The 22,958-nt window shown below is 57.9% G+C and carries 12 protein-coding genes; 5 read left to right on the top strand and 7 right to left on the bottom strand.

Features of this window, described 5'->3' with window-relative positions; genetic code table 11:
- Nucleotides 1–106: 106 nt before the first annotated feature.
- Both OZX70_RS01895 and OZX70_RS01900 read left to right on the top strand, forming a co-directional pair.
- Complete coding sequence (locus OZX70_RS01895) at nt 107–325, top strand: hypothetical protein (RefSeq protein ID WP_277181588.1); 219 nt, start codon at nt 107–109, stop codon at nt 323–325.
- 926 nt (nt 326–1,251) lie between these two features.
- A complete protein-coding gene (locus OZX70_RS01900; RefSeq protein ID WP_348519435.1) occupies nt 1,252–2,328 on the top strand; it encodes a hypothetical protein in 1,077 nt (358 codons plus the stop codon).
- Nucleotides 2,329–2,414: 86 nt separating this feature from the next.
- Here OZX70_RS01900 and OZX70_RS01905 read toward each other — a convergent pair whose 3' ends face one another.
- The gene (locus tag OZX70_RS01905) at nt 2,415–3,149 is read right to left on the bottom strand and encodes an Abi family protein (RefSeq protein WP_277181590.1); all 735 of its coding nucleotides are present in this window, start codon (nt 3,147–3,149) and stop codon (nt 2,415–2,417) included.
- A gap of 202 nt (nt 3,150–3,351) precedes the next feature.
- Here OZX70_RS01905 and rpoB point away from each other — a divergent pair, with 202 nt between their 5' ends.
- The 3 genes from rpoB to OZX70_RS01920 all read left to right on the top strand — a co-directional run bounded on the left by rpoB (nt 3,352) and on the right by OZX70_RS01920 (nt 11,881).
- Nucleotides 3,352–6,918: a DNA-directed RNA polymerase subunit beta gene (gene rpoB / locus OZX70_RS01910; RefSeq protein ID WP_277181591.1), complete on the top strand. Its 3,567-nt coding sequence runs from the start codon at nt 3,352–3,354 to the stop codon at nt 6,916–6,918.
- Between the two features lie 111 nt (nt 6,919–7,029).
- Nucleotides 7,030–11,112, top strand: coding sequence for a DNA-directed RNA polymerase subunit beta' (locus OZX70_RS01915; protein WP_277181592.1), 4,083 nt, complete (start codon nt 7,030–7,032; stop codon nt 11,110–11,112).
- Nucleotides 11,113–11,275: 163 nt separating this feature from the next.
- On the top strand, nt 11,276–11,881 hold the full coding sequence (locus tag OZX70_RS01920) for an FHA domain-containing protein (protein WP_277181593.1): 606 nt from the start codon (nt 11,276–11,278) through the stop codon (nt 11,879–11,881).
- 123 nt (nt 11,882–12,004) lie between these two features.
- Here the strand turns inward: OZX70_RS01920 and OZX70_RS01925 are convergent, their stop codons facing one another.
- The 6 genes from OZX70_RS01925 to OZX70_RS01950 all read right to left on the bottom strand — a co-directional run bounded on the left by OZX70_RS01925 (nt 12,005) and on the right by OZX70_RS01950 (nt 22,925).
- Nucleotides 12,005–14,923, bottom strand: a complete 2,919-nt coding sequence (locus OZX70_RS01925) for a BspA family leucine-rich repeat surface protein (protein WP_277181594.1) — start codon at nt 14,921–14,923, stop codon at nt 12,005–12,007.
- 594 nt (nt 14,924–15,517) lie between these two features.
- Nucleotides 15,518–16,150, bottom strand: a complete 633-nt coding sequence (locus OZX70_RS01930) for a hypothetical protein (RefSeq protein ID WP_277182067.1) — start codon at nt 16,148–16,150, stop codon at nt 15,518–15,520.
- A gap of 158 nt (nt 16,151–16,308) precedes the next feature.
- A complete protein-coding gene (locus OZX70_RS01935; RefSeq protein WP_277181595.1) occupies nt 16,309–17,166 on the bottom strand; it encodes a serine/threonine-protein phosphatase in 858 nt (285 codons plus the stop codon).
- Between the two features lie 2 nt (nt 17,167–17,168).
- Nucleotides 17,169–19,988 carry a transglutaminase-like domain-containing protein gene (locus tag OZX70_RS01940; RefSeq protein WP_277181596.1) on the bottom strand — a complete coding sequence of 940 codons (2,820 nt, stop codon included), beginning with the start codon at nt 19,986–19,988 and terminating at the stop codon, nt 17,169–17,171.
- Nucleotides 19,985–21,352: a DUF58 domain-containing protein gene (locus OZX70_RS01945; protein WP_277181597.1), complete on the bottom strand. Its 1,368-nt coding sequence runs from the start codon at nt 21,350–21,352 to the stop codon at nt 19,985–19,987. Before OZX70_RS01945 ends, OZX70_RS01940 begins: the two co-directional genes overlap by 4 nt.
- A 10-nt stretch (nt 21,353–21,362) precedes the next feature.
- Nucleotides 21,363–22,925 (bottom strand): AAA family ATPase, encoded by a 1,563-nt coding sequence (locus OZX70_RS01950; RefSeq protein WP_277181598.1) that lies wholly within the window; start codon nt 22,923–22,925, stop codon nt 21,363–21,365.
- Between the last annotated feature and the right edge of the window lie 33 nt (nt 22,926–22,958).

The following is a 22,958-nucleotide window of genomic DNA, read 5'->3' on the forward strand; positions in this document are numbered from 1 at the left end:
TTCGTCGCATCCTGCGACTGGTACGTGTTGATGTCATGCGCATTTTTTAAAATGAATTTCTAGTTAATTGGGCATTGCAAGTTATCAAAGACGGGGCTGAGGCAGCATGAAACGACGTGGTAGGTTCGCGCGGGTGACGGCAATGTTGCCGGCGCTTTTGGCCGTGGTTGCGTTGGCGCTTCCCGGTTGTGCGAATGCCTCCGAAGTCAGTGATTCCGCCTATACCGCTAATACTGCAGAAACCGGAAATGTCAGTTCATCAGCTTCGTCCAACACGCAATCTCAGAATGTGAAAAATGCTCCGGGGGGGGCAGCTCTTCTGTAGATTCCATGACTGATTCCGGCAGTAAGGCGGATTCCGAAGCGCCAATCGATACTGAAAAGAATCAGCCGGATTCTCGTGTTGTTGCTGGTCCAAAACAAATCGACAGGAAAAACTCCGAATCTTTAGAACCTGATTCCCAACAAAATGCAGATAGGTCTTCAAAAGCGCACGTGAGCGATATCTCTCCGCAAAGTGTCTGCAACCAGACAGTTGACGGGAATGGGCATGTGGTTGACCAGCGTTGGATGGTAGGCAGCGATACGTTGGTGTGGAATGTTCATGAGGAGACAAGTACTAGCGAGTGTGTGCTGGAATTAAAGAGTGGCACAGTGCCGATATATTCCCGCTACGCACCATGGACTCCTATAGCTTCGAATGGCAGCTGGGACTACAGGAATGATATTACCAAACTTGTTGTTTCTAATAGAATTTTGGTAAAAGATTCTGGTGCCTTATTCATAGGTCTTCAGAATATGCGTGTTGCTGATGTAGGGAAGCTAGATTTCTCTGCTCTTGAAACCGGTGATGCTGGTGCGATTTTTTTACATGATCATGCTTTGGAATCAATAATTGGACTTGAAAAGTGGAATACGTCAAAGTTTACATCCCTGAACTCAACTTTCGGTGCAGATCCAAAGTTAGAAACAGTTGATTTGTCTTCTTGGGATGTTTCACATGTAACAGATTTTGCTGCCATGTTTGCTCACATGTTCTCTTCACTTAGATTTGTGAAGTTGCCTCGGTTGGGAAGATTGAATTCAGATGCGTTCAATGCATGGAATGGTACCAGTGTAGTAGAGGAAACAGGTTGGCATCAGGTCAAATGGGAAAGTGAAAATTCCAATTGGACTGGATATCCCGGCGTATCTGGTTTGCCTGCCGATTCACAAACTTGGGTTGGTCGTCCATACACGGTTTCGTTTGATATGAATCAAGGTACGGGTACGGCTCCTGCTCCGGTTTCCGGTGGCTGGCCGGATAATCCTAATGTGACGTTGCCTGCGGTGTCGGGGTTGAGGCGTTCCGGGTTCCGAATCGGTGGGTGGAACTCGAACAGTACCGCGACCGGTACGGGGTATGCGCTGGGCCAGTCTGTGTCTCTGCCACTTTCCGTTGGTGATGATCCAACCCTTTATGCGGTGTGGAAGCCGTTGCCAAAGGCGGGGTTGTCGGATGTGGTGACGCCGACGCAGCCGACCGGCGAAGCAGGCAAGGTGAAGCTGGACGGCACTGTGGAGCAGGACGCGGGCATCGCCGCATTGCAGTCAGGCGACAAGGGTGAGATCAGCCTGATGCATTCTGGCAAGGAGACGTCCACCGTTCTGGGTGACGGGACAGTGGCCGATGAAGCCGATACCTCCTTGGACACCACGGGATATACGTGGAGGTCGTCGTTCCCTGTTGCGGACTTGGCCGCGATGGACGCCAAAGGACTTGGCATCCCTTATACCTTCCGTATGCGTGTAAACACGACTGCCGACGGCAGTTCTGAGTATGCATTCTCCACCAAGACCCTTGATGTCGTGGCTCCGGTGGTGACGGGCGCGAAGGTCGGCCTCGGCTCGTCGGGTTCCGGTGGACGGCTCAAGTTGTCGACCAAGAGTTCCGGTAACGCCGCGCAGGCTGTGGTGGATACGGGTGCCATGGTCACCGTTGAGTGGTACAGCCATGACGGCACTGCACCGTTGTCCGTGCCTGCCTCCGGTCCCACGACTGTTGATGCCAATGGGGATTGGGCCATCGACGTCCCGGCAGGTGTGCCCGACGGCAGTTATGCAAAGATTATCGTCAAGGACACCGCAGGCAACAGCTCGCAAGGGGTGAACTCAGACGGGCAATTGGTCCGCCTGCAATTCCCGGCGACCGCCATGCCGATGACTGGCGTCAATTGGCGCTCGCAGGTCCGTCGCTACCTCCCGTTGGCCTTGGCTACCCTCGTTGCAGCCTTGGTCGCCGCTGCGGTCTCCCGTGTTCGCCGCCGTTCCGCCATGGGCTTGCGTTGAAAATAGTATGACAAACTTTGTTTCGGACTGTCAGCCACATGGTTAGGTCGGGAAAGTAACCAAACGAGTCTGCGATACCTTTTGTATTATGGCCGTTCATTTCGAACTTCAGCGATTCGAGATTGTTTGATGATCCATGTTGCAGCTTCGGGATTCAGCATTTTACATATCCAGTAGATGTTTGCTGATTGCTCATTGAGATAAGTGTTTTCTTGACTCTCATCAATGAGGACAATATGCTCTTGATGGGCCAGACGATTTCTCAATTGGAGCATTGTTTGCATGTGCCCCTCAAATTCAGCGCGATTTCGTGAAGGGTAGTTTGGCATACCGCCGTTTTGCGGATTACGTAGAGCCTTCCAGACCGTCTGTTCCAAACGACTATTCAGAAGAAAATGCCACGTTCCCAAAGTGAATCCGGAAATAACGTGCCCGGGGTCAATCGGTTTTCTGTCATTTCGCAATCTGTCTTTGATTTTGTTTACCGAGTTGGAGAATCCGCTACTCCTGCGTGTGTCGAAGTGAAAATGACTGTTGTCGTCATACCAATTATTTCGATTGCAATCTTTTGCTAGACGGGTGGATATGAAATTGCGTAGAAGTATTTCTGCATGGGCGATATCTTCAAGGAACGCCTTGGAAACGCGGTTGTTCCAGATATATAAATCAACCGGATCGCAGTTACGTAAATCAGCCGCAGCAATATATGTGCTCATTCGTTCTGTAGAGAACCATTCTTGCAACTTTGTAAGTGTTGTAGTTTGACTTTCGCTTGTCATATATGTATTATAAATATTGATTGCCCCGGGAAAGTCACTCATGCGAAATATCATGACACTCCGGGGTTTCTTTCTTTCTCAAACGTTTATTGTCCTATAACCGTGTATAATAGATATTTTGCATAAGGTGTGTCATATTGCGGGCATGCTCTAACGACGAAGCGCCCGCGTAGTGTAGCCGTTTGCGGCGCGTTTCCTCGATAAAGAATATTGAACAGATCAAGCGAGCGATAAGGAACGTCCATTGGCTGAAAATAAGCTCAAGACGAACACCACACAAGTCATCGCACGCGCCGATGAGCACGATATCAAGTTGCATAAGGCGTCGGACCGTGTGAATTTCGGTTCCATCAGGGAACCCATTGAAGTGCCCTATCTTCTGGGGGTGCAGACCGATAGCTTCGATTGGCTCATCGGCAACGCACGCTGGAAGAAGAAGGCCGAAGCCGACATCAAGGCCGGCACCAACAACGTAGCCCATACTTCTGGCCTGCAGGAAGTTTTCGAGGAGATCTCCCCGATTGAGAACTTCGCGCAGACTATGAGTCTGACATTCTCCGACCCGTACTTCGAGGAGCCGCGTCATACGGTCCAGGAGTGCAAGGAGAAGGATTACACCTATTCCGCCCCTCTCTACGTCAACGCGGAATTCGAGAACGGCGATACCGGCGAGATCAAGAGCCAGACCGTCTTCATGGGTGATTTCCCGCTGCAGACCCCGCACGGCACCTTCATCATCGGCGGCACCGAGCGCGTCATCGTCTCGCAGCTCGTGCGTTCCCCGGGTGTTTACTTCGATCGTACGCCGGACCGCACCAGCGATAAGGAAGTCTTCGGCGCGAAGATCATCCCGTCGCGCGGCGCATGGCTCGAGTTCGAGATTGACAAGCGTGACGTTTTGGGCGTCCGCGTCGACCGCAAGCGCAAGCAGTCCGCCATCGTTTTCCTCATGGCCATCGGCATGACCAAGGACGAGATCGCGAAGTCCTTCAAGGATTATCCGCTCGTGCTCGATGCTCTCGAGAAGGAGACCATCAACACGCAGGACGAGGCCCTGACCGATCTTTACCGCAAGATCCGCCCGGCCGACACTGCCACTCCGGAAGCCGGCAAGAACCTGCTGGAGTCCTTCTACTTCAACAACCACCGTTACGACCTCGCCCGCGTCGGCCGCTACAAGATCAACCGTAAGCTGGGCCTTGAAGCCGAGCCGACCGATCGCAGCCTTTCTCGCGAAGACATCATCGCCACCATCAAGTACCTCGTGGCCCTGCATGCCGGCGATAAGACCTTCCCTGGCAAGCGTGACGGCAAGGACGTGGACCTTCGCGTCGAGACCGACGATATCGATCACTTCGGCAACCGTCGTATTCGCCAGGTCGGCGAACTCATCCAGAACCAGCTGCGCACCGGCCTGAGCCGAATGGAGCGCGTGGTTCGCGAACGTATGACAACTCAGGACGCCGAGGCCATCACCCCGCAGTCCCTGATCAACATCCGCCCCGTGAACGCGACGATCAAGGAATTCTTCGGAACCTCTCAGCTCTCGCAGTTCATGGATCAGAACAACCCGCTTTCGGGCGTCACCAACAAGCGTCGTCTCTCCGCGCTGGGCCCCGGCGGCCTTTCGCGCGACCGCGCCTCCATGGAGGTCCGCGACGTCCACCCGTCCCACTTCGGACGTATGTGCCCGATCGAATCCCCTGAAGGCCCGAACATCGGCCTTATCGGTTCGCTCGCGACCTTTGGCCGCGTCAATCCGTTCGGCTTCATCGAGACTCCGTACCGCAAGGTCGTCAATGGCCATGTCACCAATGACATCGAATACATGACCGCTGACCGCGATGCTGAGCACGTTATTGCCCAGGCCAACCAGAAGCTGGACGAGAACGGCAACTTCGTCGAGAAAACCGCACTTGTGCGTGCAGGCGAGGACGAAGCAGTCGATGTGCCGGTCTCTGAAGTCGACTACATGGACGTTTCCCCACGCCAGATGGTTTCCGTCGGTGCCTCGCTGATTCCGTTCCTGGAACACGATGAGGGCCACCGAGCACTGATGGGCACCAACATGCAGCGTCAGGCCGTCCCGCTCGTGAAGTCCGAGCGCCCGCTGGTGGGCACCGGCGCCGAATGGCGTACCGCCTACGATTCCGGCGACACGATTCTGGCCGAGAAGGATGGCGTGGTCACCTACGTCTCCGCTGACATCATCCGCGTCACCAACGATGATGGAACCCAGTCGAGCTACAAGCTCGCCAAGTTCCAGCGTTCCAACCAGACCACCAGCTACAACCAGGTGCCTCTGGTCAAGGACGGCGAGCGCGTCGAGCGCGGCAGCGTCCTGGCCGACGGCCCGGCCACCCAGAAAGGTGACCTCGCGTTGGGCAAGAACGTGCTGGTCGCGTTCATGCCTTGGAACGGCTACAACTACGAGGACGCCGTCATCATTTCCCAGCGTCTGGTGAAGGACGACACCCTTTCCTCGATTCACATCGAAGAGTACGAAATCGACGCCCGCGACACCAAGCTCGGTGCCGAGGAAATCACCCGCGACCTGCCGAACGTCGGCGAGGAAGCGGTGGCCAACCTTGACGAGCGCGGCATCATCCGTATCGGTGCCGAGGTCGAGGCCGGCGATATTCTGGTCGGCAAGGTCACGCCTAAGGGCGAGACCGAGCTCACCCCTGAGGAACGCCTGCTCCGCGCCATCTTCGGCGAGAAGAGCCGCGAAGTGCGCGACACCTCGCTGCGTGTGCCTCACGGCGAAACCGGCACGGTCATCTCCATCAAGGAGATCACGCGTGACGAAGCCGAGGAGGACGGCGACGAGCTGCCCAACGGCGTCAATTCGATGATTCGCGTCTACATCGCCCAGCACCGCAAGATCACGGTGGGCGACAAGCTTTCCGGCCGCCACGGCAACAAGGGCTGCATCTCCCGCATCCTTCCGGAAGAGGACATGCCGTTCCTGCCCGATGGCACCCCGATCGACATCATGCTCAATCCTTTGGGCGTTCCGTCCCGTATGAACCTGGGCCAGGTGCTGGAACTGCACTTGGGCTGGATCGCTCACGCAGGCTGGGACATCAAGCTCGACCCGGATCTCGAGGCCGAATGGAAGAAGTACGTGCCGCAGGGCGCCGAGCACGGCGATCCGGGCACCCCGGTGGCCACCCCCGTCTTCGACGGCGTGCGTCCCGACGTGATTCAAGGCCTGCTGCGTAGCACCCTTCCCGACCGCGACGGCAACAAGCTCGTGAGCGAAGACGGCAAGGCGACCCTCTATGACGGCCGCACCGGCGAACCGTTCCCGAAGCCGATTTCTGTGGGCTATATGTACATGCTCAAGCTGCACCACCTCGTGGACGACAAGATCCACGCGCGTTCCACCGGCCCGTACTCCATGATCACCCAGCAGCCACTGGGCGGCAAGGCCCAGTTCGGCGGCCAGCGCTTCGGCGAGATGGAGGTGTGGGCCCTCGAGGCTTACGGCGCCGCCTACACACTGCACGAGATGATGACCACCAAGTCCGATGACGTCGACGGCCGTGTGCGTGCCTATGGTGCCATTGTCAAGGGCGAGAACCTGCCGCCGGCCGGCATTCCCGAGTCCTTCAAGGTGCTCCTCAAGGAGATGCAGTCGCTGTCGCTCAACGTCGAAGTGCTCAACGCCGACGGTGTGGCCATCGACCTGAACGACGCTGAGGACGACCCTGTGGGCAACTCGAACGATCTCGGCTTCAACATCGGCGCCCGCCCGGACGCCTCGGCCAAGGACGATCAGGCGGCGCCTCAGCCGGAATACCGCTAGAGGCAACGTATCCATACGGCTTGAGCCTGGGCTTGGCGGATAAGAACACCAAGCCCGGCAGGCCGGAGAAAATAATCGTGATTGTTATCAATTGGAAGACAGGACAACATAGTGCTGGACGTCAACGCATTTGACAAACTGAGGATCGGACTCGCCACTACCGAGGACATCCACAAGTGGAGCTACGGCGAAGTCAAGAAGCCGGAAACCATCAACTATAGAACTTTGAAGCCCGAGAAGGACGGCCTGTTCGGAGAGCAGATCTTCGGACCGACCCGCGACTGGGAGTGCGCCTGCGGCAAATACAAGCGCGTGCGCTTCAAGGGCATCGTCTGCGAACGCTGCGGCGTGGAGGTCACCAAATCCCGCGTCCGCCGTGAGCGCATGGGCCACATCGAGCTGGCCGCACCGGTAACCCACATCTGGTTCTTCAAGGGTGTGCCGAGCCGTTTGGGCTATCTGCTCGATATCGCTCCGAAGGACCTCGAGAAGGTCATCTACTTCGCGGCCTACATGGTCACGAGCGTGGATGAGGAGCAGCGACAGCAGGATCTGCCGGACCTGCAGGATGAATTCGACACCGAGATCGCACAGCTCAACAAGCGTCGTGACAACGATATCGAGGAACGCGCCAAGAAGCTCGAAGCCGACATGGCCGAGCTCGAGGCGAGTGGCGAAGCCAAGGGCAGCGCCAAGTCCAAGATCCGCAACTCCGCCGAGCGCGAGATGGCGTCCATTCGCCAGCGCTACGACGATCAGGCACAGCGCCTCGCCGCCGTGTTCGACCGCTTCAAGACCTTGAAGCCGGGCGACATGGAAGGCGACGTCGACTTGTGGCAGGAAATGTGCGACCGCTACGGCGATTACTTTGAAGGCTCCATGGGTGCCGAGGCCATTCAGAAGCGTTTGCGCGACTTCGACCTCGAGGCCGCGGCCAAGCAGCTGCGCGAGGAAATCGACACCGGCTCCGGCCAGCGTAAGGCCCGTGCTCTGAAGCGTTTGAAGGTCGTCAACGCCTTCCTCACCACGGACAACAAGCCCGAGGCGATGGTGTTGAACGCGATCCCGGTCATTCCTCCGGACCTGCGCCCGATGGTGCAGCTCGACGGTGGCCGTTTCGCCACCTCCGACTTGAACGACCTCTATCGTCGCGTCATCAACCGCAACAACCGTTTGAAGAGGCTTATCGAGCTCGGCGCCCCCGAGATCATGCTCAACAACGAAAAGCGCATGCTGCAGGAAGCCGTTGACTCTTTGTTCGACAACGGCCGTCGTGGCCGCCCTGTCACCGGCGCCTCGAACCGTCCGCTGAAGTCCCTGAGCGATATGCTCAAGGGCAAGCAGGGCCGTTTCCGCCAGAACCTCTTGGGCAAGCGTGTCGATTATTCCGGCCGTTCCGTGATCGTCGTCGGTCCGTCGCTGCGTATGCATCAGTGCGGCCTGCCGAAGCCGATGGCACTGGAGCTCTTCAAGCCCTTCGTCATCAAGAAGCTCGTGGACCAGAATTACGCGCAGAACATGAAGAGCGCCAAGCGCTTGGTCGACCGTCAGGATTCGTCCGTCTGGGACGTGCTCGAAGACGTCATCAGCGAGCACCCGGTGCTCCTGAACCGTGCGCCCACGCTGCACAGGCTCGGCATTCAGGCCTTTGAGCCGATTCTGGTCGAAGGCAAGGCCATCCACCTGCCGCCGCTCGCTTGCGCCGCGTTCAACGCAGACTTCGATGGCGACCAGATGGCCGTCCACCTTCCGCTGAGCGTCGAGGCACAGGCCGAGGCCCGCTCCTTGATGATGGCATCCGACAACATCCTGAAGCCCGCAGACGGCCACACCGTCACCATGCCGAGCCAGGATATGATTTTGGGTCTTTACTTCCTTTCCACTGTGGTGGAAGGCGCCAAGGGGCAGGGCCGCGTGCTGGGTTCCGTCGAGGAACTGCGTATGGCCGTTGACCGTCACGACGTCGATACCCAGGCCAAGGTGCTCGTGCGCCTGCCCAAGGACTTCGTCCTGCCGACCGGCTGGGAGCCTGGCGAGCTCAAGGTCACCGATCCTGAGCCGGGCAGCCCCGATGTGGTCAAGGAAGAGCGTTTCAAGGACGGTTCCTACCTCTTCGCCACTTCCTACGGCCGTCTGAAGTTCAACGAGACCCTGCCTGTCGACTACCCGTTCATCAATGAGCAAGTCGCCAAGGGCAAGCTTTCCACAATCGTCGACGACATCGCCACGCGCTACTCCACCGCACAGGTGGCAGCCACGCTGGATGCCCTGAAGGACCTTGGCTTCACCCGCGCTCCTTGGTCGGGCGTCACGATGTCCTTCTCCGACATCGTCGAGCCGCCGGAGCGTCTCTCCATCATCCACGACTACGAAGGCCAGGCCGACAAGGTCAACGACCAGTACGAAATGGGTCTGTTGACCGAGGAGGAGCGTCGTCAGGAGCTCATCAACCTGTGGACCGAATGCACCGACAAGGTCGCAGACGCCATGCGCGATAACTTCAAGGACGACAACAACGTCAACATCATGGTGCAGTCCGGAGCCCGTGGAAACTGGATGCAGATTCGCCAGATTTCCGGCATGCGTGGCTTGGTGGCAAACCCGAAGGGCGAGATCATCTCCCGCCCGGTCAAGTCCAACTACCGCGAAGGCCTCTCCGTCTTGGAGTACTTCATCTCCCAGCATGGCGCTCGTAAGGGCTTGGCCGATACCGCACTTCGTACCGCGGAATCCGGCTACCTCACCCGTCGTCTCGTCGACGTGGCCCAGGAGGTCATCGTTCGTGAGGAGGATTGCGGCACCAAGAAGGGTCTGGCAATCAAGATCGCCGACCGCGATGAGGACGGCAATCTCGTGCTCGTCAAGGACGCGGACGGTGGTCCATACTCCCGTCTGCTCTCCGACGACGTCATCGACCCGAAGGACGGCAAGACCGTGCTCTACAAGCGCGGAGACGCCCTTTCCATGGACGTGCTGCGCGATATGGTCGCCCACGGCGTCGAAGAGGTCAAGGCCCGCTCTGTGCTGACCTGTGAGTCCAAGCGTGGTGTGTGCGCGAAGTGCTACGGCTGGTCGCTGGCCACCAATCGTCTGGTGGATGTCGGCGAAGCCGTCGGCGTCGTCGCGGCACAGTCCATTGGCGAGCCTGGTACGCAGTTGACACTTCGTTCCTTCCATTCCGGCGGCGTCGCTTCCGCTTCCGATATCACCCAGGGTCTTCCCCGTGTCACCGAGCTCTTCGAGGCGCGTACGCCTAAGGGCGAGGCTCCGATCACGGAGTACCCGGGCACCGTCAAGGTCGAGGATTCCGACCACGGCCGTCAGGTCACGCTGACCCCGGACGATACGACCATCGAGCCGATCACCTACCCGGTGACCCGTCGCGCGCCGCTGCTCGTCAAGGACGGCGACCACGTCGACACTGGCACCCAGCTGATCGAAGGCTCCGTCGATCCGAAGAAGATTCTTCGTATCCTCGGCCCTCGCGCGGCTCAGGTCAACATCGTCGAGGGCGTGCACGACGTGTACCGTTCGCAGGGCGTGGACATCCACGACAAGCACCTCGAGGTCATCGTCCACCAGATGCTTCGCCGCATCACGGTGATTGATTCCGGTTCGACGAGCCTGCTGCCCGGTGAACTGGTTGATCAGTCGAGGTTCCGTGACGCTAATATGAAGGCCGTGAAAGAAGGCGGCAAGCCCGCTGCCGGCCGTCCGGAGCTTCTGGGCATCACCAAGGCTTCGCTGGCCACCGATTCCTGGCTGTCTGCCGCTTCGTTCCAGGAGACCACCCGTGTGCTTACGGAGGCCGCGCTGGAGCAGAAGTCCGACGAGCTCAAGGGCTTGAAGGAGAATGTCATCATCGGCAAGCTCATCCCTGCCGGCACCGGCCTGGCGCGTTACCGCAACGCGACGGTCGAGCCCGACAAGGCCATCCGCGACACCATCTACCCGAACTTCGGTTTGGGTGGGGACGCGTCCGGTTCCGACTTCGGCGAGGGCGGCATGGACGATATGGACTTCTCCAATATCGACTTCGGCGACCTGAAGCTTGGCGACGACTTCAACCCTGATGATTTCCTCAACGATCAGGGCGGGGCCAGCGAGCTCGGTGGCGACACCGATTTCGGTATGGGCTCTGGCGCCGACACCAATTCGGGTGCTGGAACCGACAACTCCGGTTCGCAGGCCTGAGGACGGCTGAGTCCGGCTTCAAGAGTCGGATAGGTTAAACAGCTACGATTTGTCCCGATGCGTGAGTGCGCACCGGGACAAATTCGTATGCGCGCCTATTTTTGGTATTGTCTCTGTCAACGTTGCCTCAAAAATGTTGCGGTTCCGCGGTAAAATTGCAATTATGAGCACTTTGCCTTTTCCGCCACCACCGGAGCTCGGTTGGTATGACGATGACGCCACAGTAGTATCCGCGAATCAGGCCGTGGGCGATGAGCCCGAACAGGGTTCAAGCGCGGACCAGACCCCGCAGGCGCTTGTGGACAAGGCTGTCGAGGCAAGGAAGCCTGCCGTGGACGATTCTTGGACTTCCTCTACTCCGCAGACCAACAGTGAAGGCGACATCGAGGACTGGGACGGCACGGTGCTTTCCACCGCGTTCATGGCCGAAAAGCCCAAGAAGCGCTACCGTCTGCACAACGACGCCACTGGTCAGGATATTCTGCTCGACAAGAGTGCCCTGCTCGGCCGCAATGTTTCGGCCACCGTGCCGGAAGGTGCAATGTCGATCAAGCTTGCCGACCCGACGCGCACGGTTTCGCGCAACCATGCCGCCGTGAGCTATGACAAGGATGGAACACTGTGGATTGAGGATTACGGTTCGCTCAACGGCACGTATATCATCGAAGACGACCATGAGCGGCAGGTCAAGGATAGCCCGGTGCAGCTTCTGGCCCCTACGACGTTGCGGATCGGCGATCAGTTCTTCAAGCTCACCGAAGAAGAATAGGTGGCATTTGTCATCGCTCTGAATGAAGGCAGCTTATAGGTTTGGGTCCGGTTCTCGTTGATGAGGAGCCGGACCCAAACGTTTACTTTGATTGAAGGACGTTGACGCCGTGTTGTTCAGCTGTCAGTGGGTTTCCTCCACGCTGCGGTGACGCACGACTTCGAAGTTCTGTCTGTGAGCGAGCAGGAAGAGGATGAAGAACGTCAACAGTAGCCACAGTAGGAGCATCCACAGTGGCATCTGTCGCAAGCCGTCGTAATGAGCAGCTGTGGGCTCGCTGTTGTCGTGCGTGCATATTTCGGCGATAGCCGAGGTGCCGTCGGAAAGCCGATAGCTTGCCGGTATGCAGGGTTCTTTCTTTTTCTGCTGGCCCAAAACACGTGGGGCGTTGCCGTTGGCCGAACTGTCATGTCCTCCGTTGCCGGTTGTCTGGTTGCCGCCGTTGTTGATACCGGGAACAACGCGCAGGGTCGGGGCGAACGCCGAAATGCCTGGCTGGAGCGTTGGAACGCTGGGCGTGATGGCCGGCGCAGGGTTGCCGGGAAGACCAGGATTAGTTGGAGTCACAGCGTTGCCAGATGTACCGGGTTTGTCCGGGGTGCTTGGCCTGTTGGGCGTATCCGGCTTGCCGGGTTTGTCTGGATTGCCGGGCTTGTCTGGGGTATCGGGGTTGCTTGGATTGCCGGGCTTGTCTGGAGTGCCAGGGTTATCGGGCTTGCCGGGCTTGTCCGGAGTAGTGGGTTTGCCGGGCTCAGGCGTACTGGGCGTATCGGAGTGATCAATATGGTTCCAAACCGCTTCGATGGTGCGGTTGCCATCGGTCAAATCGATGCTGTCACCTGGATTTTCGATATCGCCATTGGCGGTCCAGTGCTTGAACGTGTAGTCCTTGGACTCCTTGTTCTTGCTGTCAAGCAGAGTAAACGGATTCTCAGGCACAGCGACAACGGGGAACGGCGCAATCAGGGTCGGGAAGGTCTTTCTCAGGGTGCCGTCGGCATTGTAGGCGGGTACGTTCGTGCCGATGCCGCCTTTGACCGTGGCGACGACCTTTGAGCTGTCCCCATCGGTGTGGGTGCCTTCGGGAGCTTTTGCGTCTGCCGTGAGCGTGCGCTGCTGCTGCCACACGTAGGTGCCGGCCCTGTTGCCGTCATTGCCCCGCGACCTGGTCAGGAGCTCTTCGGCGGTATAGGTCTTGGTCTGATCGACATTTGCAGACGGGGTACTCGGAACAGCGAGCTGAATCCAAGATCCGGTATAGGTGTCATCTGTTGGTTCGGCTGCGGAGGCGTCTGTCAAGTAGCTGTCGTCAGCCAGCTTCGTATTCTCTCCAATTGATAGTTGGCTTAGACTCGTGCACCCATCGAACACGAATGCCGTATTATTGGAGGTGACGTTATGGGTGTCCCAGTTACTGAGATCAAGGCTGGTGAGATTGGTACAACCAATGAACGCTGAATTGATGTTTTTGACATTGCGCGTGTCCCAGCTGCCTAGATCGAGGCTGGTAAGCCCTGCGCAGCCACCGAACGTGGTGGTCATTTTTTCGACTTTGCTGGTGTTCCATTTCTTAACATTGAGACTGGTAAGCCCGCTGCAGCCACCGAACGTGGTGGTCATGTCGGTGACGTTGCCGGTGTCCCAATCGCTGACGTCAAGTGTGGTGAGTTTGCTCAAACCGTAGAAGGTGCTGGTCATGTCGGTGACGTTGCCGGTCTTCCATCCGCTGACGTTGAGTCTGGTGAACTCGTAGCAATACGAGAACATGTTGTTCATGCTGGTGACGTTCTCGGTATTCCAGCCGCTGACATCAATGTTTGCAAGCGCCCAGCATTGGCTGAACATCTGCGACATGCTGGTGACCTTGTCGGTCTTCCATCCGCTGACGTCCAGAGTGCCGATATTGCGACAGTTATTGAACAGGCTGTTCATGTAGATGACCTTGTCAGTCTTCCAATTGGATGTGTCGAGCTGGGTGAGGTTGCGACAGTCGTTGAATAGGGAACTCATGTCGGTGACATTGCTGGTGTCCCACTTGTCCGTATTGAGGATACCAAGCTTGTAGCAGCTGTTGAACATGGAACTCATGTCGGTGACCTTGCCGGTAATCAAAGTATCTCTGAGATTTAGGTCGCTGAGTTTGCTGCAGCCGCTGAACATGCTGTTCATGTTGGTGACGCTGCTGGTGTCCCAGCTGCTGAGATCAAGGCTTGTGAGTTTGCTGCAGTTGTTGAACATGAGACTCATGTCGGTGACCTTGTTGGTATTCCAACTGCTGATGTTGAGATTGGTGAGTTCGGAGCCCATGCTGAACATGCTGTTCATGTTGGTGGTGCTGCTGGTATTCCAGCTGCTGAGATCAAGGTTTGTGAGTTTGTTGCAGCCCGCGAACATATGACCCATGTTGGTGACGCCAGAGGTATCGATTTTGTCGAGTCCTGTTACGCTTTTCAGTGATGCCATCGCAGCATCGAATCCAGAGGTTCCTCCGAATGTATTGCTGGAATCTGCTGGAAGTTTCGTCATGGCACCCTCAAAGGCCACACTGGTGATGCTGGTGCGCTCGGGAAGTCCTTTGAACCCGGTGACATCGAATTCGGCTCCGGGCACGGTGGTGTTGATGATGATGGTGCATTCGTTGCCCGTTTGGCTGAGTGTCCAGGTGGCACCGGTCTTCTCGATCATTCTGTCACACGATGCGTCGCGTACGGTCGGTTGAGCGGACTGGGGGATAGAGGACTGCGCGGCAGGGAGCCCGACCTGATTCGCTGTCTTCTGTTCTTCCGAAGTCGTCGGAGCCTTCGGGGTAGTTGATGACGCCTTGTTATTGTCGTCCCCCAGCTTGCCCTCACTGTTTGTTTTCGTAGGAACAGGTGCATGGGCAGGGACGGGAGTGGGTGTGCCTGCATTATTAATGTCTTTGCTGGTATCTTTGCTGTCGGCAGGAGCCTGCAACGAAGTCTGGGTTTGGTCTTCGGGATGGGATCGTTGGATCTCCTCTGCCTGAGAGAGTGTAGGGGTTGCCAAGATTGCCGCTGCCACCAACGTGCCTATCGCGAGTTTGAGCTTTCTGTTCAATTTCTGCTTCTCTCCAAAATTGTGACTTCAGGTATAATGTCGTTCTGCTTGTATATCGGCTGTTGCCTTAACATCCTTATATTACATTTTTTGTAGTGCTTTTGTTGGCTTAAAAGCCTTATGTATCAAGGCTTAAGGACGGTTGGTCGAGCTTAAAAAGGGTTTCGGACAGGCACGGAAAGTATGACTAGATAAAAAGAGCGTGAGCCGTCACAGATGTTGTGAAAAGTGACAATCAAGATAAGAAAATGGTCAATAGCACCAATACAGTCTGTTGAAAGATATTTTTTGGTATTTTTGCTGGAGGCATAAGTACGATAGGATTTCCGACAGTTTGTCTTTGCGTGGATACGGGTGTGGGGAAACAGAGTAAAACGTCTGTATGTGGGTGGTTTCGCGGATGAAACAGAGCAAACCCTAAGAATGGCCATTTAAGAGAGCAAAGAGGGCAGATAATTTCTCTGACTTAGAATCGTTGTATATCGTCGAATAACAAATGCTGGCGAATGCGTCTTCGGCAACGCTGCTTTCAGCTGCACGCGCCAGCATGGTATGCATTTAGCGGCGAGTGGCGAGCGCGGCGTCGATGGCAGGGTCGTGTAGCTGGGCGAGCCAGTTCAGCAGCTCCGGGTAGGTGTTGGGGTTGCGAGCGAGGCACGGACGCAGCTCGGGGGCGTATTGGGCGATGCTGGCGATGGTCATCTGGTCGGTGTTCGGGTCCAGTGCCTGCTCGGCGGTGTAGCCGTAAGCGTTCGTGGCCACCGGCAACTGCTGGTTGTAGCCCGAGGTGGCAGCGGTAGCTACCGGCTGCTGTTGCGCCGCATACTGATTGGCGGCGGCATACTGGCTGCTGGCCGCCTGCTGGTCGGCGATATACGGGGTGGAAGTCTGCTGTTGCGGCTGTTGGTCAATGTAATACGAACCGGCGGAAGGTTGTGCAACGGCCTGTTGTGCCGGCGCTTCTTGGGGTGAAACGCCTTGGTCTGGCACCTCAAAGCCCATGGATTTGAGCGTCTCGCGTGCACGATCGTCTCCAAACTGGGCAATCCAGCGCTTGAGTCCGGGGTAGGCACGGGGATTCGCGGCCACGTTCGCGCCGAAATCAGGGTTTTCGTAGGCGACTTTTGCCAGCATGACCGGGTCTGCCTCGGAATCCTGCACAATGGCGACGGCGGTGTCGTAATCAACCATCTGCTTCACTTCTCTTTCTTATCGGATGAACCGCTCGACGTTCATCGGTTTGTATTATCGATTATGTACTGCTTCACTAACAATTGATTATATCGGTTGGTTTGCGTTATGTCGCCTGGACGGCACACAGATAACCGGAACCTGAGGATTGGCGCGATTTATGTATGCAGACTGTCCAAGGTGATGTCCCCGATGGTCTCCAGTTCCTCGCCATCGTCGAGTTTGCTGGCGTGCCAAGGCTCGTCAGCAGGGACCTGCGGCCATACGTCAACGACGATGACCGTGATATTGTCGTCTCCACCGGCGTGAAGCGCAGCGTTGATGAGCGCTTTGACGGCCTTCTCGGGATCGGGGTTCTCCTGGCTGATCGTCGCGATTTTCTTGTCGGAAACCTCGGAATACAGCCCGTCGGAACACACGATAAAACGGCCGGACGGCACCACGGCGTAGAAATCCGGCCTGATGCCCTGCGGCGCGCCGATGCACTGGGTGATGACGTTGCGCGGGATAGTTGCGTTGGCCATTTGCGGCGACATAAGCCCAGCGTCGATGGCCTGCTGGCGCTGGGAATGGTCCTTGGTGATACGGCTGATCGAAGACGCGACGGCGTTGCCTTTTTCGTCAAGGTCGAAGTGGTAGGTACGGGAATCACCGACGTTGATTACGTACCAAAGCGGGGCCTGCTCGCTGCCGTCTTCGGCTGGGCGAGCGGGGAGAATGATGCCGGTGGCCGTGGTGCCGGCGACGCCGCCGAGATGCTGACCCAGATCGTAGACATCGTGCTGGGCGGCATCCAACGCCGACTCGATGATCTGCCTTGACCTCACCGATTCGCCAGCGACAGCCTTGAAGTGTTCGGCAGCCAGGGCGCTCGCGCGTTCGCCGCCGACGCCGCCTCCCATGCCGTCGCAGACCATATAGACGCCTGGCTCGCTGACGCCGGTGTCCTGGTTGTTGTGCCGTCTTCGGCCGATGTCAGTGCCCATGGCCGCACGAATGTGTGGATGATCAGACATAATCAACGACCTTTCCGTGCGGTTGAGCGTCTCGAATGCACACCTGTCAGTATAGACGCGTCTTTTGTCGAATTCGCGGTATTTGCGGCATTTGCCTTTGAGATTTTGTGCGGTTTCTTTTTGGCTGCGCTCATGCGCTTGGCCAGTGCCTCCTTCAGCCGTTTGAGATTCAGATGCGGTATGTGGAAGACGCCCTTGAGCGAAAGCCGGGTGCGCAGACGACGCATACGCGGTTGGTCAGCAAGGATGGCCTTGCGCATGGCCTTGACCCGCTTCCAGTAGTCTCTGGAAGCCGTCTCATCGGGCTTCTCGCCGGAGAAGGCGACCCAATCGGCCTCGCGGGAGAGCAACTTCAGCTGATCCATGTCAATCGGATGGCCCTTGAAGGACTTCCGCTTTTGCGCTTTGGTGGCCTTCTTGGCCGCTTTTTCGGCGGCTTTTCGAGCTTTGGGGCTTACGGCTTGCCCCGTGCCGAAGACCATTGCCGATGTCGCAACCGCAGAGCTTGCTGTTGCAGGGCTCGTATCCGTTGCTGTCACTGTTGCAGCGTCATTCGCAACCTTCAATGCCTTGTCGATTTGAGCGACCTGCTGCCGGCGGGTGCCGGAGGTCTTGATGCCGCTCTGGTCGGCGAGCATGTCGATGGCCTTCCAGCCGGAGGCGATGCGCTGCCCAGAGCTGCCACGACGGGCCATCAAGGCCAGCTGAATGGCTTTGATAAGCAAAATCAGTCCGCAAATGATAAGAATAATCCATACGGGGCTGCCGTAAACGGCGACCTTTTTCGCAATTGCCAGGATTCGCATAAGTGTGGCGTTGCCGTTCAGATTCCCGGCATCCGCACCGTCAAGCGAGGACTGGTCGCGCGCCTGGTTCTGGTCGTGCAGGGGATCGACCAGCGGCACCGGCGGCTGGCGCACCAGCGTCTTCGGATTCGGCGGCGTCAGATCCTGATTCTTGTTCGGGACCTTTGTCTCCTTGGGCGTGGGGTAGAAAGGCACCCAGCCATAATCCTTGAAGTTGATCTCGACCCAGGCCTCGATGTCGTTGCCCGTGAAATCGGTCTGGGGCACGCCGTTCTTGGCGTGTGTGGTGCGGGACTTGGAGATATTGCCGTCTTTGTCCTTCGGGATGAAACCTAGCACAACGCGAGAGGGGAGATTGAGCTCCCGGGCCATCATTGCCATCGCCGAAGCGTACTGCTCGCTGTCGCCGACCATCGCGCTGCCGCCAAGCATGGAATCGATACGGAAATTGCCGTGACCCGGCAGTGACGGATAATCGCCCGCAAGGCCGTGCGAGAACCAGCCTTTGGTCTTAAGCGCGGTGGCGAGCGTCTGTGCGGTCGCGCCGTCGGTGGACTGCTTGCCGGTCAGTGCGGGAGCGAGTTTGCTGGCGCCGTCGGGGATGTCCTTGGCCTCGGGCTGCGTGACGTGCTGGGCACGGGCATGCGCAACCTGCTGCTGGGTGGGAAGCTCGGCGATGACACCGGATTCACTATAGGTCTGCCCAGCCAGTGCCGTGTCTGGCACGATGGCCGAATTGGTGCCCATATTGTAATAGAAATCCTTGGTATTGATTCCTACCGACGTCGGGTCGCCGGCCAGCGGCAGCCACTGTTCGGAAAAGCCTTTGTGCACCTTGAAAGTGGCTTTGAAATGCTCGCCTTGCGTCGTGTTGGCGATACCACTGCCGATCTTGCGATAATCGGAGGAATCGCTGGCATCCGTGGAATCCGAAAGGTTCCAGACATTGCCGTCGAAACGGTCCATCACGGCCAGGCGCACCGGCGTACCGGCGGGCAGACCGGAAACCGAAAGCAGCGTTTCCTTTTTATGGTATTTGACGTAGGAACGCATATCGCTTAAGGGGCTTGTGTATTGGTGCGGGTCGAGCGGCGGGTTGTAGCGGTCGCGCAGCGTCAAGCGATGCTGGGGGACGATGAGAGTCGCGCCAAAAGCGAGACCAACGGCAAGGATGATAATGATGATCATGCTGATCGGCCGGCGGATATCCAACGATTGCCAGCGCCAAGCGAGCCACGCGACCAAGGCCAACATGGCTATGATGCCGCAGGCAGGGCGCAATGTGCCGCGGGAAGTGCCCAGAAGCGCACTCACTGCTAGGTTCATAGCCAACGGGAAGACGGTGATGAGGTTGATCTTGTTGCTCGCCGAAACCGCGAAAATGCCGGCGAGGAACGCCGTCCAGAGGTTCAGCGTCCACAATGCCATCAGGCCGCCGTTGGCATTGCCGAGCGGGGGGATGACGGCGATGACGTATTTGAACGAGCCGAAGGTCTGCGTAAAGCCTTGGCTTAAGGTCTGCAGGCTCGGCACGATATGCGCGATGGTGGTGTCGTTCAGAGCGATGATAGGGCCGACGAGGAACTGGGCGAGGACCAGAAAGACGATTTGCCACCACAGTTTCAATGCCGGATTGACACCGGCCAGAGCGATCAGAGCACCGAGCAGCGCAGCCGGAATGGCTGCCGTCGCCCAGACCAGCACGTTGCCGTAGACGTCGATGAGATTCGCGGAATTGAGACAGACGGCGACAAGTACGAGCAACGCACCGATGGCGGCGGTGGCCCATGGGCGACGAACGGTGACGAATATCTGGCGTTGACCGTCGCTCGTTGCGGTCAGGGCGATTGGGGCACGAGTCGTGCTCGCCCATGTGCCGGTGGTGTTGGTGGTGCCGGTTGTGCCGGTGAAATCGGGGAGGGAAGCGGAGACCGAGCTGGAACCATTGCCTTGGTTCGCGTTCGGGTTTGCCGCATTAAAGGTATTGCTATTGCCCATAGGATTGGTGCCGCTCATTTCAGCGCCTCCATGATCAGCGGAAGGTCGTCGAGGGAGGAAAGCGTGGCGAGGGTAAAGTCATCATACTGGTGAATGGCATTGCCGGCGATGGGGTCGATCTGCAGCATCACGCAGATGGATTCTCGGCTCAGCGCGGCGGCGATGCGACGGAGGCGTTCAAGCTTGGCACCCGATCCGACCACGAAGAAATAGAAGGAAGCACCGGGGCTGGTTTGAAGCGTGGCGACGGCGAGGTTCGGGTTCTCGTCCATATCCGGCTTCACCCCACTCATCCAGTCGAGGAACGGCATCGCCCCGCGCGGCATCAGGGAATCCGCGGCGGCCTGGATGGCCAGCGGGCGATCTTCGATCAGGCATTCGGTGCCAATGGAGGCGGCGACGCTGACGGCCAGCTCGAATTCGTCTTCGGTCGAGTAGTCCGTAGGGTTGACGCCAAGGGTAATGGAGGTGTCGGTGCGTTTGGTCGCTTCGTATTGTCGCACCATCATCGTGCCGGTTTTCGCCGATGAAAGCCAGTGGACGTTGCGCATGTCATCGCCGGGTCGGTATTCGCGCAGACCGTAGAAGTCGAGGTCGTCGTCGACCACCTGGCCGGAGGGACTGCCTTCGAGGTCGCGGAAAATGCCTGAATCAAGGGAATTCAAGAACACGGTTTTGGGGTGGATATAGACCTGAACGGATTGCGAAAGCGACTGCTCGTGGCGGACGATGCCAAAGGGGTCGCCTTTGCTGATTTTCAAGGGGCCGACGGGCAGGATGGCGCGCGAGGTGGCGCGGAATTCGACCTGTTCGTCTTTGGTCTTGCCGGGAGCCAGCGCGGGAATGCGGAAACGCTGGTGCATCTCGCCCATCGGCAGGTCGCCGAGCACGCTTACGGTCGGGCTTTTGCCGGGGTTGGCAATATTGACATCGACCTTGACGCGCTCGCCGACGGTGATGCGATTATCCGAAACGGATAGTGCCGCATGGAATTTTGTATTACCAAGTGACATGGCGATGCCGCAGAGCAGCATGACCAGGCCGATAATCCCGCAAACCAACAACTCGTGCCAACCCAGTGCCGGATACGCCGCCAAGGCGACCACGGCCACGCCGGTCACCGCCCAACCGAGCGGCGAAACGTAGGCGGTGAGCCAACCGGGCAGCTTCCTGCGCAGTTGTGCCGCGTTGTGCCGCACCTTGAGCCAAAGGTGCGCAAGACGAGTGTTGTTTTTCAGCAGACTAGGTCTGTGACCTTTGAGACGTCGACCACCTTTGTGGTTTTGCCTGCTGGCACCTACCACCATGGTTCCGTTCTGTGCAGACGCGGAGAACCCTGGCGGCGTCGCCTGCGGCTGTTGTCGGTTTTTGAAGAAGTGCATGGTGTTACTTTCAGGCTCCCATGGCAGGGGCAGGTACAGACTCGACGATTTCGGCGATGACCTGTTCGGCGGTTTCTCCCTTGAACGCGGTTTCGGCGTTCAGGATGATGCGGTGGGCGAGCACTGGCACGGCGAGGTCCTGCACGTCGTCGGGGAGCACATAGTCGCGGGCGTCGGCGGCGGCCCAGATGCGGGCGCAACGGGTGAGGGCCAAAGCGCCACGCATGGAGGAGCCTACGCGAAGCTTTTCGCTCAACCTGGTCGTTTCGATAAGGCGTTCGATGTATTCGAGGATGCGGTCGTCCACGCGCACGTCCTTGGCGGTCTTGCGCAGCCTGATGATGTCGTCGCCGCTTAAAACAGCGGAAACGGTATCGGCGCGGTCGGTGATGTCGATGTCTTTGAGAATGCTGATCGACACGTCGTGGCCGGGCGCGCCCACGGAGGTTTTGATCAGGAAGCGGTCCATTTGGGCCTCGGGCAGCTTGTAGGTGCCGAGCTGTTCCAGCGGGTTCTGCGTGGCGATGACGATGAACGGCTGCGGCATCGGGTAGGTCTTGCCGTCGACGGTGGTCTTCTGCTCTTCCATGACTTCCAGCAGCGCGGACTGGGTCTTCGGCGAGGCGCGGTTGATTTCGTCGGCCAGGACGATCGAGGCGAAGATCGGGCCCTCGCGGAACTCGAATTCGCCGGATTTCTGGTCGTAGAAGGTCACGCCCACCACGTCGCTCGGCAGGAGATCAGGAGTGAACTGGATGCGTTTGAACGAGGTGTCGATGGAATTGGCCAAGCCGCGGGCGAGCTGGGTCTTGCCCGTGCCGGGGTTGTCTTCCAAGAGCACGTGGCCGCCCACCATCAGGGCCGTGACGCACAGCTTGATCGGTTCGGGCTTGCCGACGACGACCTTGCCGATGTTGGCTACCAGCGCGTCGAAGGAACGCTTGAAGTCGAGGATGGAGTCGCTGGGCGGCTGGATGATGCTTGAAACCGGCGATGCCGCGGTGTAGGGGGCCGAAAGCGAATCTGGGCTGACGGAAGATTCGGCTGAAGGCTCGGAAGAGACCTGCGGTTGTACGCTGCCGGCCGGGGTTGTATATGACGTTGCCGACGGTCTCTGATATCCGCTTTGCGGCGCGTTTGCGGTCTGGTCGGACGTATATGTATTACTTTCGATAGGCCCTGGATTCGTAGCCGTCGGCGTGGTAGGAGTCGCGATATAGCTGTTGCCGGTTTGTCCATCCAGCGAGTTGGTGGCATTTGATGGATTTTCGACGGGCAAAGCAGGGGATTCGTTGCTGCCATTGGGCATCGAAGTACTTAGCACGGTTTCCTCGGAGATGGCTTCGCTCTCACCGATGCCATGGATCGACCCGAGCACGGTGCTGTCGTCGTCTGGCGCTGTGGCGGTGTGTTTGGCTTCCGTCTTGCCTTTGGACTTGGAGCGTTTCGGCAATGAGGGGAACACGCTTTTGCCGCGGTTCGTCGTGTCGTCGCTTACGCCGGTTTGCGATAAGTGAGTGGCGTCCGAGATTTTCGTCTCATCGTTGGATGGGTCTACCTGGTGCGTGCTCATAGATTCTCCTTTATGATTGCCGGATGAGCCGAT

Source organism: Bifidobacterium sp. ESL0732 (genome assembly GCF_029395535.1).
In the GTDB taxonomy this organism is placed as follows: Bacteria; Actinomycetota; Actinomycetes; order Actinomycetales; family Bifidobacteriaceae; genus Bifidobacterium.

What these genes read in the sequence shown, in the direction of transcription:
- OZX70_RS01895 (WP_277181588.1), top strand. Translation starts at nt 107, where the DNA reads ATGAAACGACGTGGTAGGTTCGCGCGGGTGACGGCAATGTTGCCGGCG.
- OZX70_RS01900 (WP_348519435.1), top strand. Translation starts at nt 1,252, where the DNA reads ATGAATCAAGGTACGGGTACGGCTCCTGCTCCGGTTTCCGGTGGCTGG.
- OZX70_RS01905 (WP_277181590.1), bottom strand. Translation starts at nt 3,149, where the DNA reads ATGAGTGACTTTCCCGGGGCAATCAATATTTATAATACATATATGACA.
- OZX70_RS01920 (WP_277181593.1), top strand. Translation starts at nt 11,276, where the DNA reads ATGAGCACTTTGCCTTTTCCGCCACCACCGGAGCTCGGTTGGTATGAC.
- OZX70_RS01930 (WP_277182067.1), bottom strand. Translation starts at nt 16,150, where the DNA reads ATGGTTGATTACGACACCGCCGTCGCCATTGTGCAGGATTCCGAGGCA.
- OZX70_RS01935 (WP_277181595.1), bottom strand. Translation starts at nt 17,166, where the DNA reads ATGTCTGATCATCCACACATTCGTGCGGCCATGGGCACTGACATCGGC.
- OZX70_RS01940 (WP_277181596.1), bottom strand. Translation starts at nt 19,988, where the DNA reads ATGAGCGGCACCAATCCTATGGGCAATAGCAATACCTTTAATGCGGCA.
- OZX70_RS01945 (WP_277181597.1), bottom strand. Translation starts at nt 21,352, where the DNA reads ATGCACTTCTTCAAAAACCGACAACAGCCGCAGGCGACGCCGCCAGGG.
- OZX70_RS01950 (WP_277181598.1), bottom strand. Translation starts at nt 22,925, where the DNA reads ATGAGCACGCACCAGGTAGACCCATCCAACGATGAGACGAAAATCTCG.